This is a genomic window from Aeromonas sp. V90_14, from assembly GCF_029967615.1.
Taxonomy (GTDB): Bacteria; Pseudomonadota; Gammaproteobacteria; order Enterobacterales; family Aeromonadaceae; genus Aeromonas; species Aeromonas hydrophila.
The window spans coordinates 1-15167 of the sequence record NZ_JASCAS010000030.1 but is presented as its reverse complement, the minus strand read 5'-3'; the positions used below and the strand labels follow the sequence as shown (position 1 = coordinate 15167).

At 62.0% G+C, this 15167-nt stretch carries 13 protein-coding genes; 5 read left to right on the top strand and 8 right to left on the bottom strand.

Features of this window, described 5'->3' with window-relative positions; genetic code table 11:
* Window positions 1–18: 18 nt before the first annotated feature.
* On the bottom strand, window positions 19–399 hold the full coding sequence (locus tag QLG02_RS11275; RefSeq protein WP_016352248.1) for a hypothetical protein: 381 nt from the start codon (window positions 397–399) through the stop codon (window positions 19–21).
* 197 nt (window positions 400–596) lie between these two features.
* On the opposite strand from QLG02_RS11275, the gene QLG02_RS11270 reads away from it, so the two are divergent.
* Complete coding sequence (locus QLG02_RS11270; RefSeq protein ID WP_282465195.1) at window positions 597–1976, top strand: phosphatase PAP2 family protein; 1380 nt, start codon at window positions 597–599, stop codon at window positions 1974–1976.
* A complete protein-coding gene (gene ydiK, locus QLG02_RS11265) occupies window positions 1973–3058 on the top strand; it encodes an AI-2E family transporter YdiK (RefSeq protein ID WP_164927759.1) in 1086 nt (361 codons plus the stop codon). The genes QLG02_RS11270 and ydiK overlap by 4 nt, the downstream gene beginning before the upstream one ends.
* Before the next feature lie 363 nt (window positions 3059–3421).
* Here the strand turns inward: ydiK and QLG02_RS11260 are convergent, their stop codons facing one another.
* Entirely contained in the window at window positions 3422–4363 is a 942-nt protein-coding gene (locus QLG02_RS11260; RefSeq protein WP_282465194.1) for a hypothetical protein, read from the bottom strand.
* Between the two features lie 430 nt (window positions 4364–4793).
* A complete protein-coding gene (locus tag QLG02_RS11255) occupies window positions 4794–5912 on the bottom strand; it encodes an agmatine deiminase family protein (protein ID WP_282465193.1) in 1119 nt (372 codons plus the stop codon).
* Between the two features lie 167 nt (window positions 5913–6079).
* On the opposite strand from QLG02_RS11255, the gene QLG02_RS11250 reads away from it, so the two are divergent.
* Window positions 6080–6973 (top strand): LysR family transcriptional regulator, encoded by an 894-nt coding sequence (locus tag QLG02_RS11250; RefSeq protein ID WP_282465192.1) that lies wholly within the window; start codon window positions 6080–6082, stop codon window positions 6971–6973.
* A 67-nt stretch (window positions 6974–7040) separates the two neighbouring features.
* The gene (dhaR, locus tag QLG02_RS11245) at window positions 7041–8951 is read left to right on the top strand and encodes a dihydroxyacetone kinase operon transcriptional regulator DhaR (RefSeq protein WP_282465191.1); all 1911 of its coding nucleotides are present in this window, start codon (window positions 7041–7043) and stop codon (window positions 8949–8951) included.
* Window positions 8952–9044: 93 nt separating this feature from the next.
* On the opposite strand, the gene QLG02_RS11240 is transcribed toward dhaR, so the two are convergent.
* From QLG02_RS11240 to QLG02_RS11220, 5 genes are all read right to left on the bottom strand, one after another.
* Window positions 9045–10127: a glycerol dehydrogenase gene (locus QLG02_RS11240; RefSeq protein WP_282465190.1), complete on the bottom strand. Its 1083-nt coding sequence runs from the start codon at window positions 10125–10127 to the stop codon at window positions 9045–9047.
* A gap of 138 nt (window positions 10128–10265) precedes the next feature.
* A complete protein-coding gene (gene dhaM / locus QLG02_RS11235) occupies window positions 10266–10982 on the bottom strand; it encodes a dihydroxyacetone kinase phosphoryl donor subunit DhaM (protein ID WP_282465189.1) in 717 nt (238 codons plus the stop codon).
* A 1-nt stretch (window position 10983) separates the two neighbouring features.
* On the bottom strand, window positions 10984–11613 hold the full coding sequence (dhaL, locus tag QLG02_RS11230) for a dihydroxyacetone kinase subunit DhaL (protein WP_016352257.1): 630 nt from the start codon (window positions 11611–11613) through the stop codon (window positions 10984–10986).
* A 15-nt stretch (window positions 11614–11628) separates the two neighbouring features.
* Window positions 11629–12699 carry a dihydroxyacetone kinase subunit DhaK gene (gene dhaK / locus QLG02_RS11225; protein WP_270803194.1) on the bottom strand — a complete coding sequence of 357 codons (1071 nt, stop codon included), beginning with the start codon at window positions 12697–12699 and terminating at the stop codon, window positions 11629–11631.
* 231 nt (window positions 12700–12930) lie between these two features.
* Entirely contained in the window at window positions 12931–14289 is a 1359-nt protein-coding gene (locus QLG02_RS11220) for an NCS2 family permease (RefSeq protein ID WP_049048057.1), read from the bottom strand.
* Between the two features lie 226 nt (window positions 14290–14515).
* On the opposite strand from QLG02_RS11220, the gene QLG02_RS11215 reads away from it, so the two are divergent.
* On the top strand, window positions 14516–14848 hold the full coding sequence (locus tag QLG02_RS11215; protein ID WP_005306245.1) for a cupin domain-containing protein: 333 nt from the start codon (window positions 14516–14518) through the stop codon (window positions 14846–14848).
* The last annotated feature ends 319 nt before the right edge of the window (window positions 14849–15167 follow it).

Here is a 15167-nt window from a genome sequence, read left to right as displayed (position 1 = left end):
TTTCATGGTGCGATCCACTCACTGGAAGTGGTGGTCGTGATCGGATTTCTTGGGCTGGGCACTTTCGCTGTGCTCAATGGCGGTGCGGATGAGGTCCACCCCGGCACGGATGATCAAGACCCCCATGTTGACCAGCTTGACGCAGACCCACATGAAGGTGATGAGCAGGATCAGCTTGAGCACGGTCTGGAACGCCTCCAGGAAGTTCTGCTCCAGCTGGCCGGTCAGGCCGCTGGCGCTGGTCATCAGCCAGGTGTAAACCTCGCGCACGAAGGGGATGCGGCTCGGCATCTCCAGCACGTCCAGCGCGGCAGGCAGGGCCTGGAAGATGACGATGCTGCCGAACAGGATCAGGATGACGCCGATGGCGATACCCAGAAAAAAGCCAAACTGTTTCATGGAAGGTCCCAAGGTTTGCTGCATGAAAATAACATAGCTGCCAATACTAGGGACTGCCTCTCCCCACGGCAATCCTTGCGCAGCCGGCCGGCCCCTCGTCCAGCGGCCCCAAGTAGGGCAGCCAGACCGGAAACCATTGCCCAACTATCTGATTTCTGTGACGCTTGTGCCCATTCTCCCTCACTCGTCAGGCGGTCATGTCGCGCTACTGTTTTTTGCTGTTCTGTCTTCTGTTGGCGGGATTGCCCGCCCTGGCCGCGCCAGGCGCCGCCGTCTGCGTCGTCAAACATCAACAACAGCTGTTGCTGGTACAAGACAGGGTCTCGTCCCGCTACAGCCTGACCGGCGGCTACATAGATGCGGGCGAGACGCCGCAGCAGGCGGCACTGCGGGAGTTGTACGAAGAGACCGGCCTGCGGGGCCGGGTCATCGCCGAGCTGGGGTCATGGCAGCGCGCTCTGCTGTTCGCCTGCCAGACTCTGGAACCCATTCGCGCACAGACCGGTTCTGGCTTTGTGTCCCTGCTGCGGGCCCCCAATCTGGGCGGCGAGATCCTCAATGCCAGGCTGATCGCTCTGGTCCGGTTGCCGGATGATCAACGCCGCTTTCCGGCGCAGCTCGACTGGCTGGCCCCCCAACTGGCCGCCATTCCCGACAGCCCTGTGCTGTGGCTGCCCGATTTTCGTGGCGAGGGCAATGCACTGCACCAAATGGAAGTGCCGCTGATCCACCAGCTGCAGACCTGGCTCGGTGCCCAGGTGCGCTGGCTCGAGGTCAGCAACCTGTTCGGTTCAGCCGCCTTTCAGCTTGCCCTGCTACCCTTGCTGCTGCCCTGGCTGGGCTGGCCCCGGGTGCGCCAGCTGCTGCTGGCCATGCTGAGCCTCACCCTGCTGGTGCAGCTGGCCAAGGAGGGGATTGGCTGGCCCAGACCCTTCCACCTCGATCCCGCGCTGGCACAAGGCAGCGCCCAGGGCTTCGGTATGCCGAGCGGCCACGCCGCCTCGGCGCTGCTGTTCTGGGGCGTGCTGCTCAGAGGGTGCTGGCCCGCCAACCCCTGGCGCAGTGCCGCCCTGGCCTTGCTGCTGGCCACCCTGACCGGGCTGGCCCGGGTCTGGCTCGGGGTTCATTTCCTGTCAGATGTGGCGGCCGGCCTGCTGCTTGGCGCCCTGCTGCTGGCCCTGCATCCCCGCCTCGCCAACCTGGCGGCCAAGTCGTGGAGCTGGACCGGGCTCACCTTCGCCTGCGCGCTGGCCGCCGGGTGGAGCCAATCCTCGGCGCTGGCGGGCCTGGCCACCTTCAGTCTGGGGCTGACCCTCGGCATGATGTTGCCGCTGCCGCGTACGACGCAGACCGGCTGGCGTACCCCGCTGCTGGCGCTGCTCGGCGGCCTGCCGCTGGGAGCGCTCTGGTGGGCACTGCCGCTCTGGCTGACCAGCTCCTGGCTTATCCTGCTCGGCCAGTGGCTGCTTTATTGTTGCCTGGGGCTCTGGTTGAGCGCCGGTCTCTGGTGGATACTCTCACTCGTGAATAATTACCCGCTACCCAAGGGCTCAGGCCCTGACAAGGGATTGCTATGAATATGAAAAAAGTGGATTTGGCCAAGATAACCCTGGGAGTGCTGTTTCTCAGCCTCCTCATCGTCTCCTGCTTCATGGTGCTGCGCCCCTTCCTGCCCGCCCTGGTGTGGGCCACCATGATCACCATCGCCACCTGGCCGCTGATGCTGATGGTGCAACGCCTGTTGTGGGGCAAGCGCGCCCTGGCGGCCCTCAGCATGACCCTGGTACTGCTGCTGATGTTCGTCATTCCGCTGTTCATGGCGCTGGCCAACGTGGCGGAGAAGGCGCCCATGCTGATTGAGCTCGGCACCACCATCAGCCACTCCCCGCCACCCGAGCTGCTCTGGCTGCAGCAGGTGCCGCTGGTGGGCGGCAAGCTCTACGACTTCTGGCAGCAAATTCTGGCGAGCGGCGGTCAGGTACTGTTTGCCAAGCTGGCCCCTTATTTCGGCCAGACTGCCCGCTGGCTCGCCTCCCAGGCGGGCAACCTGGGGCTGCTGTTCGTCCACTTCCTGCTGACCGTCGGCATCTGCGGCCTGCTCTACCACTCGGGTGAAGTGGTGGCGACCGGCATTCGCCGCTTCGCCCACCGGCTGGCCGGCGAGCGCGGCGACAACGCCACAGTGCTGGCCTCCCAGGCGATCCGCGCCGTGGCCATGGGGGTCGTCGTGACCGCGCTGGTGCAATCCTCGGTGGCTGGGCTGGGTCTGCTGATTGCCGGCATCCCCTACACCATGATCCTGGTGGTGGTGATGTTCCTGCTGATCGTCGCCCAGATCGGCCCCTTCCCGGTGCTGCTGGCCTGTGTCGGCTACCTCTACTGGAGCGGCGACACCACCTGGGGCACCTTCCTGCTGGTCTGGTCGCTGCTGGCGGGCACCATGGACAACTTCCTGCGCCCCTTCCTGATCAAGCGCGGCGCCGACCTGCCGCTGATCCTCATTCTGGTGGGGGTTATCGGCGGCCTACTGGCGATGGGGATCATCGGTCTGTTTATCGGCCCGGTGGTGCTGGCGGTGGGTTACACCCTGCTGGATGCCTGGATCAAGGAAGATGACCAACCGGCGGCCGCAGCGGTTGAAGCGCCCAAGGCCCAATAACGATTCAGTAAAAAGACGATTCAGCCATCCATAGCTGATACCAGGAGCCGCCCACAAGGGCGGCTCTGTTATTTGTGGTGATTGTGATTATGGCGATGGCGATGGCGATGGCGATGGCGTCAGATTGGCTGATCCGCGCCAACTTGCATTCACCATATATTACTGTCCCATGCAGGTTCGATTAGCGAAGCGTAATCGGACGATCGAGATGCCACCGTCCCGGTTGTATCCATAAGTCAGCGGCATCTGCCAGAGGGGAAATTAGAGTCGCCGTTATAGCGGGGAAATAGATTTACGCGAACGTCCGATTACGCCTGACGGCTAATCGAACCTACGGGCTACAATTAATCTTGCAGCCCTATTTCAAAGATCGTTTTTACACCAGACACAAAGGCCGCTCTCAACATTAATTTTTGTATTCCTACATTCGACACACTGCGCATCAAAAACATTCAGAGTGTTTTTGCAAATAATACAGGTATATGAATGTTTATTAATGTCTGATTGTACCAGCGTATCAATTAAGTGCGTTCGCCAGCGCCCATGATCATAAAATGCAATGTTTTCGAAGTGCTCCTCACAAAATTTACACTCCATGGCTTTAGCTTTTTTGTTAAAACCAAAAAACTTTTCAACTGAGCTTGGTTTTAGGGCTTTTACTGCGATAGATATCTCTTCGTGAATTTCGAAATACCTGTAGCCTTCTTTCTCATACTCTGTCATAAACTCTATTCGATTACTTGGAGAGTTTAGGTGGTAGATAAAACGAGACCTTATCCATTGATTTTCACCGAAAAAATTACTGTGAGCAGTTAAAATTGATTCGGCCAGATGAGTAGGCTTGATAAAGTCTTGTGAACTGACGGAATGCATGATTTTGTTACGGATATTTCGCATTTCGTTAAACCATACCTTGAATTGTTCATCTAGTTTGGTTTCTGAAAATGTATTATGTATTTTCACTAAATCTTGAGCATCTATAGTCCTAAACTCTGAAAAATCAATATCAGATTTGTCAGCGGCTTTTGGCCAATTCCGTGAGTCATTCGAAATTAATATATAAGGTGAAACTTCTGCGATCTTTCCTTTTAGGTAAAACTCGACAGCTTGCTGAACAAGTGTAAATGATGACATTAGCGTTGGTTTAGCATGCAAAAAGAAGGCTTTTTCAAACCCATCTTCACAACTTACAGATTTGTACTCGCTGTAATCTTTCAGCAAAGCAATTAAATTGTCCCATGCCGAATTCAACAACGAATCACCCATGTTGAAAAAATCATCCTTACTTGGAATATCTAGAACCATATACAACTACCTTTTTGATGGAACAATATGCTAGTAAAGTTTATAAAAGTGAGTAGATGGAGGGCGGTACTAATCCGTTCATAGAGCCTTCCAGATAACTCCGAACCGCCCTGATCGCCGCTACGAAAAGTTTATTTTAAATTACAACATTACCAGCCAGCCTCGGGTGCTGAACGTATTCGCCACGCATCCTTTTTTGGCTCTACTTTTGACCATCGGGCAAAAATACACTTAAGGGGCGGCAATGGAAAGCGCCACACGGCCTCGGAGTTGTGAACAGGTCAGGAGTGTGATCGAAGTGACACCCCATAGGGCGTAGTGGGCCAAGATTTATGGCGGCGGGTAATGTGGCTCGTGGTTAACAAGAATGGGCATGGCGATATAACCCGGGGCATCGCAATGCCCCGGGTTATCGATTGGTAGGGGAGGGTCAGGCGGGTTGGTGCAGGGTGATGCAGTGAATGCCGCCGCCACCGGCGGCGACCGGATCGATATTGATCTGCACGATTTCACGGCCGGGATAGAGGCGGGTCAGCAGCTCGTGGCAGTAGCTGTCGGCGGCCTTGTCGCCAAACTCGGGGGCGATGACGGCGCCATTGATCGGCAGATAGTTGATGTAGCCGGCGGCAAAATCGCGGCTGCGGCTGAAGCGGTTGTCCCGCCCGTCCAGCGGTGGCGGCAGCACATGCAGCTCCAGCTTGTTGCCGTCGGCATCGGTGGCCTGCTTGAGGATGGCCAAATGCCGGCGGGTCACCTCGTAGTCGTGAGACTGGGGGTCGTTGTCCAGATTGACCACCACCACCCCGGGGCGCACGAAGCGGGCGTAGAAGTCGACGTGGGCATCGGTGATGTCCTTGCCCTTGATGCCCGGCAGCCAGATGATTTTGCGCAGCCCCAGATTGGCTTTCAGCTCCACCTCCAGTTGCACCTTGCTCACCCCCGGATTGCGGTTGCTGTTGAGCCAGCAGCTCTCGGTCAGGATGGCGGTGCCGTTGCCATCCACCTCGATGCCACCCCCCTCGCCGGTCAGCTTGCTCTGCAGATAACGGACCTTGGCCTGCTGGCTGACCAGCTCGGCCACACCTGCATCCTGTTCGTGCTCCTGCTTGTCACCCCAGCCGTTGAAGTTGAAATCCACCAGCCCCAGCTCCCCCTCCTCGTTCTGGACGAAGACGCCGCCTGTATCCCGCAGCCAGATGTCGTCCAGCTCGGCGACGACAAAGCGGGTGTTCTGCTCGCCACAGAGCTGGCGGGCCAGCGCCTGTTCGGCTTCGCGGCAGAGCACGTTCACCTGGGTATAAGGCACCATGGCCTGCACCAGCCGGCCTATGGTGGCCTGCACCGCCGGATAGTCGCGGCCCCAGATGGCCTCGCTGGCGGCAAACGCCACCCAGACCCGGGTCTGAAATGTTGACTCTTCCGGCATGTAGAAGCGGGGGTCTGCCGGGCTGGCGACGGTTGCGGCGGCCTTGGCCCTTGGCAGCGTACCCAGCCCGACCAAGGCGCCGAGGGCGGCCAGCTGTTTCAGAACATGGCGACGGGATGACATGAGATGACTCCTGTGAAAACGGGCGCGAACCTGAGCGTCCTGGCCCAACAAAAGGGGGATCAAAAACAAGCGCTGTTAATCGAATCACGCTGAGTAATAGACTATCCGCTGCATGGATGGCGAACAAACGATCGATTTTCCGTAAAAGTGATAAGTGGAGCTAATCAATGGTGTTCAAGCAGTGGCCCCCGCTCAACGTGCTGCGGGGCTTTGAAGCGGCGGCCCGGCTCGGCAGTTTTCATCAGGCAGCGCAGGCGCTACACCTGACCCAGTCCGCCATCAGCCAGCAGATCCGCTCGCTGGAGGAGCTGCTCGGCCAGCCGCTGTTTCACCGGCAGGGGCGCTCGGTCGCCCTCACCGATGCGGGGCAGGATCTGCTGGAGACCACCCAGAGCGTGCTGCTGCAGCTGGCGATGGGGATCCAGCGGTTGGAGCAGTACCGCAAGCCCAACCAGCTGGTGCTTAACACCAGCACAGCCCTCGCCCGCCACTGGCTGCTGCCGCGGCTGGGGGCGTTTCATCGCGCCCATCCCGAGGTCGATCTCTGGCTGTTCACCAGCGACGAAGAGCCCGACATGGCCGAGCAGACCATCGATCTCGCCCTGCGCTGGCAGCTGGCCCCCCAGGCCGAGTGCCGCCACCAGCTGCTGCTGGCAGACCGTCTGCTGCCGGTGGCTGCCCCCGCCGTGCTGGCGCTACCTGCGGCAGAGCGCACCACCCTGCACGGGGAGCGGGAACTGGACTGGCACCACTGGACCCTCAAGGGTGGAGAGGATCTGCACCTGCAGACCCGGGGCCTCAACTTCTCCGATCCTGGCCTCTTGCTGGACGCTGCCTGCCAGGGGCTCGGCATCGCCCTGGTAAGCGAGCGGCTCTCCCATCCCGCTCGTCAGCAGGGGCTGCTGTTGCCGCTCTCTACCCACAGGGTCAAGGGGCCGCAGTGGCATCTGCTGGTGCATCAGGAGAGCGAGACCATGCCGGAGTGCCGCGCCTTCTGCCGCTGGCTTGAGTTGCAGTTTGCCGACCCGGCTCCCGCCGAGGATGGTTTGCCATCCCTCTGAGGCAGGTCACTGAATCGGGCCGGCAAGGGTGGTTAAATGGGCGTTCGTCTCTTTGCCGGATCTTGTCGTGACCATCCTGTCCGCCTCCATGCCGCCAGCCCGGGCCTGGCCTGACTATCTGCAAGCCTCCTGGCTGCGCTGCGCCCACCAGACCAGCGCCACCCTCTGGCATCCGCCCCACAGCGCCAAGGGGCAGACCTTGCAGAGCCTGCGCCAGCGCAAGCGCGACCTGCTCACCACCGGCGAGATGGCGCTCGAGGATCTTTACGAATTCATGGAGGGGCGCCCCTGCGCCCTGCTGCTCACCGACGAGAGCGGCTGCCTGCTGGCGCGCACCGGCCACCCCGACACCTTGCGCGAACTGGCAGCGCTGGGATTTGGCCCCGGCGCCTTCTTCAGCGAGGGGCGCATCGGCACCAACGCCATCAACCTGGCCGCGCTGGAGGGGATGCCGCTCTGCATCAGCGGTACCCAGCACTTCAACCAGACCCTGCACCCCTGGCACTGCTGCGCCAGCCCGGTCTACAACAGCAACGGCCGTCAGGTCGCCATCATGGCGCTGACCTGCAAGGTGGAAGAGGCGAGCGCCGGTGATCTGGCGCTCACCGTCAGCGCCGGGCGCGAGCTGGCCCACCTGCTGCAGATGGAGACCCTGATGCAGGAGTCCCAGCACCACCTGAGCGAGCTCTACGCCCTGCTGGACGGCATGGATGATGGCGTACTGGCCTGGGATCCCCAGGGCCGGCTGCGCTACCTCAACGCCCTGGCGGCCAGACGGCTGCGGCTCGACCCGGATCTCTGTCTCGGCCAGCCGCTGGAGCAGCACCTGCTGTTGCCCCAGCGCTTGCAGCTCGCCATCAAGGGGCAGACTACCCTGAGCCATGTGGAGGTAACCCTGGAGCGGGTGGGCGGGCAGGAGGCGGAGTTCATCAGTGCGCTGGTGAGCCTCAAGCCGCTGCCCGGGCCGGACGGCGTCAGCTTTATCGTGCTGCTGCACCCGGTCGATCGGCTGCGAGCCATCCATCAGCTGCGCCAGACGGTGCCCGAACTCTCGGCGCTGGTGGGGGAATCGAGCGCCATGCGCAAGCTGCTGCGTTACGCCAGGCAGGCGGCCCAAAGCCCGGGCCCCATCCTGCTGCGCGGCGAAGAGGAGGTGGGCAAGGCCCAGTTGGCGGAGGCTATCCACTTCGGCAGCGAGCAGGCCGCCGGCCCGCTCGTCACCCTCAACTGCCAGGCGCTGCCGAGCGAGCGGATGGCGCTGGAACTGATGGGCTCCGACGAAGCGGGACAGGAGCGGGCCGGCAAGTTCGAACTGGCCCACGGCGGCACCCTGGTGCTGGAGCAGGTGGAGTGCCTCTCCTCACCCATGCAGGCGGCGCTGCTGCAACTGCTCAAAACCGGCCGCCTCCAGCGCTTCGACTCGGCCCGCATCCTGCCGCTCAAGGTAAGGATCATCGCTACCAGCAGCGCCGCGCTGGAGCAGAAGGTGCAGGCGGGGCACTTCGGGCGGCAGTTGCTCTATGCGCTGCAGGCGTGCGAGCTGTGGCTGCCGGGATTGCGCGAGCGCACTGCGGATCTGCCCGGCCTCATCAGCCAGCAGCTGGGGGCGCAGGGGCGCCAGCCGGGGCGCCAGTTCAACCCGGCGGCCCTCGACTGCCTGCTCGCCTACCCCTGGCCCGGCAACCTGGGGGAGCTGCGCAGTGCCATCGAGCATGCCCTGCTTCACTCCAGCCAATCGCAGATCCCGCCCGAGGCGCTGCCGGCCGCCATTCGCCACGGCCATCAACTGGTGGCGGACGAGGTGGTGGGACAACCGCTGCTCACCCTGGCCGAGCTGGAGCGGCAAGCCATCCTGCGCTGCGCCCACGCCTGCAAGGGGCAGGTGAGCCAGATGGCCCAGCAACTGGGGATCGGCCGCACCACCCTCTGGCGACGGCTGAAACTGCTCGAGATCGATCCTGCCGACTATCACGGCTGACGCCGGCCCGAGCTGTCCCCAACAGGCTCGCTGAAAACAAAAAGGCCCCGCAGATGCGGGGCCTTTCTATATGGCACGCTTGTCAGAGGCCAGTTACAGCCCCAGCCGGTGGGCGGTGACGATGGCCGCCAGCACGTCCTCGGCGGTGACCTTGAACGGCATGTTGTGGATGGTTTCCCCTTCCGCAGTGGAGGCCTTGGCCACGTCCATCAGCCGTGCCATGTCCAGCTCCTTGACCCCCATCATATGCAGGTTGGTGGGCAGACCGATCGAGCGGCAGAAAGCCAGCACTGTCTCGATCTCCGCCATCGGCGCATTCTCCAGCACCAGCTGCACCAGGGTACCGAACGCCACTTTCTCACCGTGATAGAGGTGATGACATTCGGCCAGCTGAGTCAGGCCGTTGTGAACGGCGTGGGCGGCGGCCAGCCCGCTGCTCTCGAAGCCGATACCGCTCAGATAGGTGTTGGCCTCGATGATGTTCTCCACCGCCTTGGTGCAGAGCCCCTGCTCCACCGCCAGCTTGGCCTTGTAGCCATCGGCCAGCAGGGTCTTGTAGCAGAGCTCGGCGATGGCCTGCGCCGCCAGGGTGGAGGCACCACCGGCCATGGTCTTGCAACCGGACACCTTGTTGGCGCGCGCCTCGAAGTAGGTGGAGAGCGCATCCCCCATGCCGGAGACCAGCAGCCGCACCGGGGCGCGGGCGACCACGCCGGTATCCATGATGACCATGTTGGGGTTGGTCGGGATCATCAGGTATTCGCTGAACTGCCCTTCCGGGGTGTAGATGACCGCCAGCGCGCTGGTGGGGGCATCGGTGGAGGCGATCGTCGGCACTATGACCACCGGCACCTGCTGGTAGAAGGCGACCGACTTGGCGGTATCCAGCGTCTTGCCGCCGCCGATGCCGATGATGACGTCAAACGGGGTCTGCTTGCAGCGAGCCAGCAGGCGGTCTATTTCGGGGCGGGAGCACTCGCCGTTGAAGCAGTCGAACTCGGGCTGGATGCCTGCCCCGTGGAAGCTGGTGGCCACGGTATCGCCAACCAGCTTGGTGACGAAGGCGTCGGCCAGGATCAGCGGCTTGGCGCCGAGCGCCTTGACGTAGTTGCCGATATTGGCGAGAGCCCCGTTGCCTTGCACGTATTTGCTGGGGCTGATGATGATGCGGTCCATATTTTATCCCTCTCTCTAGTTCATAAGACATCTTTTGAAACTAACAGGGGCGAAGGGGCGGCAGTGCCGGGGACTCCTTCGTCTTGAATGGGGCTGCACCGGCTCAGCAAGCGGGTGCAGCGCCTTGAAACAGTGGCGTCAGTCGCCGAAGCGCTCGTCAGCCAGTTGCTGGAAGCAGGCCAAGGCGGCCTCGGCATCCTCCCCGCGCGCCAGCAGGGTGAGCCGGTCGCCCTGGCGCACGTTGAGCATGGTGAGCCGGGTCAGGCTGCGGGGGTTGGCCTCTTTCTCCTCCTTTTGCAGCCTGAGTTCTGCGGCGAAAGGCTTGAGTGCAGCCACCAGGCGGGCAGCGGGGCGCACGTGCAGGCCATGGGGGTTATCCACCACCACCTCGCAGCGCAGCCAGCCGTCGTCGGGGGCAGGAGCGGCCTCGACATCCTGCGGATCCACCCTGCCCGGCAGCATCGCCTGTTTCGGGCCCAGCGCGCCGAGCGCCTCGGCGGCCACCTCATCCAGCGTCAGGCCGGAACCGGCCGCCACCACGGCGGCCAGAGTGCCCTCGACCAGCGGGGCGGGGCAGAGACGCACCCGAGCACTCAGCTGCGGGGGCAGCAGTTCGAGGGCAGTTTCGGCACTCAGGAGGGCGCTGCCCAAGTCCATCAGCACCAGCACGCCGCTGCCGTCATCCGCTTCTTCAATCGCACTCATCACGGCAATGGCGTCGGTGCCGATGGGGTGGTCGGGGTCATCGACCCCGGCCGCCAGCAACAGTTTCGCCGGGCTGCCCAGCTGGTCGGCCAGCGCTTTCAAGCCGGCTGCCAGCATGGCGCTGTGAGAGACCACTACGATTCCGATCATGTCACAACCTCGCTCTGTCACGCAGTGCAGTCAGCAGCAGCAGGGTCGAGGTGGCCCCGGCATCCTGATGGCCGATGCTGCGCTCGCCAAGATAGCTGGCGCGCCCCTTGCGGGCCTGCATCTGGATGGTGGCCTCGGTGCCGGCGGCAGCGGCAGCCACCGCCTTGTCCAGCGCCTCAGGTAGCGGCAAGCCTTGCTGCTCCGCCTGCTGCAGGGCGGCCAGGGCCGGCCACCAGGCATCGCACATGGTCTTGTCACCCGGCTCTGCGCGACCGCGCGAGACGATCCCCTCTACTCCATCGCTCAGCATCTTGCCGAGTTGGCCGAGGGTCAGGCTCTGGCAGGCATCGCTGCTGGCCGCGGCCCGGATGAAGAAGGTGCCGTAGAGCGGGCCGCTGGCGCCACCGACCGAGGAGAGCAGGGTCATGCCGGTGGTTTTCAGTACCTGACCGATGTCTTTGTCCGCCACTGCCGGCAGCTTCTCGGCCACCTTGGTAAAGCCGCGCTGCATGTTGAGGCCGTGGTCGCCGTCGCCGATGTCGGTATCCAGCGCCGTGAGGTAGTCACGCTGCTCGGTGAAGATATGCTCGCAGTCGAGCAGCCAGTTGACGATCTGATGTTTGCTTAGCATGGGAATGAGGGCTCCTTAGCAGCCGCGACGCAAGGCCGGGGTGTGAACGGGGGCATCCCACAGGGTCATCAGCTCGTCATCCACCTTGAGCAAGGTGATGGAGATGCCGGTCATGTCGAGGGAGGTGCAGTAGGGGCCGATCAGGTTGCGCACCAGATGGATGCCCGCCTCTTCGCACAGGGTAGCGAGACGCCCATAGACGCCGTAGAGCTCGGAGATGGGGGTACCGCCCAGGCTGTTGACCAGTGCGATGACGCGATCGCCCTTGTTGAACGGCTCGATGAAGGTGTGCTCCTCCTGCCAGCTGCCGGAAGTTCTGTCCCAGTGGCGCAGGGTACGGCCATAGGGGGTGTTGTCCGCCAGTTCATTGAACATGTCACCCACCAGGGTGTCGAGATTGGTGAAGGGACGGCGCGCTATGCCCGGCTCGCCATGGATGCCCACGCCGAACTCCATCTCGTTGTCCGCCAGGGTGAAGGAGGGTTTGCCGGCGGCCGGTACGGTACAGGCGTGGGTAGCGACGCCTATGGTACGACTCTGGTTGTTGATGCGGCGGGCCAGCGCCTCGCAGCGCGCCAGATCGTAACCCGCCTCGGCGGCGGCACCGACCAGCTTCTCGCACAGCACGGTCGTGGCGACACCACGACGACCAGCGGTATAGAGGCTGTCTTTGACCGCCACATCGTCATCGATCAGGGCAAAACCCACCTTGACCCCGTCCCCGTGCAGCAGCTCGACCGCGGTCTCGAAGTTGAGCACGTCGCCGGTGTAGTTCTTCACCAGAAACAGCACGCCGGCGCCGCCGTCGACCGCCTGGCCGCACTCATACATCTGATCCGGGGTCGGCGAGGTAAAGATCTCGCCGGGGCAGGCACCATCCAGCATTCCCTTGCCCACCAGACCGCCGTGCATCGGCTCGTGGCCGCTGCCACCGCCGGAGACCAGCGCCACCTTGCCCATCACGGGGGAGTCGGCACGGGTGATGTAGTGTGGCTCGATACGGACCTTGAGCTCGGGGTGGGCGGCTGCCATCCCCATCAGTTGTTCACGGACCACGGCATCGACGGCATTGATCAGTTTCTTCATGGCTCACTCCTTGGCTTGCCACCACACGGGTAGGCAGATGGTTGATGGAGCCAGTCTAACGACAGAAAACAGGATAAAAATAACCGGGAGTTTGGTTCGGATTTGAAACAGCAGAAGGGACGTCGGCGTTTCAATCTGAAACAGTGCGGAGCCAATATGAGGAAAACTGTTAGCCGTCTCACAGCCAACAAAAAGGGCCCCCGCAGGAGCCCTTCACGTCAACCGGGAGCCTTAGATGGCCCAACCACCGGCATAGAAGATCACCAGCGCCACGGCGATGATCACGGTGCCAACGTTGAGCTTCTTCCACTCGGCGGCAAACAGGCGACCGACGACCAGCGCCACGAAGCCCAGCATGATGCCGGTAACTATGTTGCAGGTGAGCACGATAAAGACGGCGCACAGCATGCCGGAGAGCGCATCGACCGAGTCGTTGAAATCCAGCTTGGTGACGTTGCCCAGCATCAGCAGACCGACGTACATCAGCGCCGGCGCGGTGGCGTAGGCCGGTACCAGATAGCTCAGCGGCGAGAGGAAGATCATCAGCAGGAACAGCACGCCGACCAGGGCGGCGGTCAGACCGGTCTTGCCACCGGCGGCGGTGCCAGCAGCGGATTCGATGTAGACGGCAGCCGGTGCACCACCGACGGCGCCCGCCACCATGCTGCTGACGGAGTCGGCAGTCAGCGCCTTGCCGCCGCTGATGATGTGGCCACGTTCGTTGATGAGACCCGCCTGACCGGCCACGGCACGGATGGTGCCGGTGGCATCAAACACCGCGGTCATCACCAGTGCCAGTACGGTGGGGATGACCACCGGGTTGAGGGCGCCCAGCAGATCCATGCTGCCCACCAGGGAGCCTTTCTCGCCAGTCAGGCTCGGCATGGCGAAAAAGCCCTGCCAGGTCACTTTCGGGTCGAACACAAGGCCGAGAATGGAGATGGCGATGATCACCATCAGGATGCCGCCCGGCACCTTGCGACGCTCCAGACCGAAGATGGCGGCCAGACCCAGCACCGTCATGATGACCGGGAAGGCCGTCACTTCACCCAGCTGCACCGGCAGACCGGCGCCTTCGTTCTTGATCACCATGCCGACGCCGTTGGTGGCGATCAGCAGCAGGAACAGACCGATGCCGATGCCAGTGCCGTGGGCGATGCCGGAGGGGAGGTTGTCCAAGATCCACTGGCGCACGCCAGTGACGCTGATCAGGGTGAACAGAACACCCATCAGGAAGATGGCGCCCAGCGCCACCGGGATGCTCAGCCCCTGCCCCAGCACCAGGCTGAAGGCGGTAAAGGCGGTGAGGGAGATGGCGCAACCGATGGCCATCGGCAGCTTGGCCCACAGACCCATCAGCAAAGAGCCGAAGGCGGCGATCAAGCAGGTGGCGACAAACACCGGCCCCTGTTCAAAACCGGCGGCGCCCAGCATGTTTGGCACCACTATGATGCTGTAAACCATAGCCAGGAAGGTGGTCAACCCGGCCAGCAACTCCTGGCGCACGCTGCTGCCGCGCGCAGAAATGGAAAAATAAGAGTCCAAAAAGCCGCCGTTCCCTGATTGGGCGGCCATATCTTGCTTTGCCATAACTTGTCCTGAAAGTGTGAAGGAAATCGTTTGCTTTCGTGGCGCGCAAAATAGCAAGAATTTGTCGGAATTGCAGCGAATTCCCTGATTTTTTCATCAAAATGGCCGCAATCGTTCTCGTTCGGACACGAATTTGCTCGCCTGCCTGTCACGGACCTCACCTTTGCCTACCAGGCTCGCTCCTATACTGCAGAGAACCACTCGCACTGTCAGACGGGAGATACCCATGCACACGCGCAATCTGCTGAACGATATTCCCTCGCCACTGCCTACCGAACTCTTTCAGGATCTGGTCAGCACCAACCATCTGCGGATCGAACGCATCCTCTCCCACGGTCATCAAACCGCCCCGGGTGAATGGTACGATCAGGATGAACATGAGTGGATCCTGGTGGTACAGGGGGAAGCCAGCCTGCTGTTCATCGATCCGCAGACCCAGCAACAGCAGCTGGTACAGCTGGGCCCGGGCGACCACATCAACATTCCCGCCCGCCAGAAACACCGGGTGGAATGGACCCACCCCGACATGACTACCGTCTGGCTCTGCGTGTTTTACTGAGCCGCGTGAGGCGAAAGAGGTTATTCAGGGACATGAGTGCAGTGCCGAAAATGAAAGAAAGCCCAGTCGTTAGACTGGGCTTCTTAAGTAGTGGCGGAGCGGACGGGGAGACGGACAGAGTCCGGCTCAAGCACAAAGGGCAACAGACAGGGACCTAGTTGCCAGTGGCGAGTCCCAGCCCAGTCTGTTGCCCTTTGTTTCCTTATTTCATTCGCCAAAATCAGATAGCAAAAAGGCCTTCCCAGATGGGAAGGCCTTTCAAATTAGTGGCGGAGCGGACGGGACTCGAACCCGCGACCCCCGGCGTGACAGGCCGGTA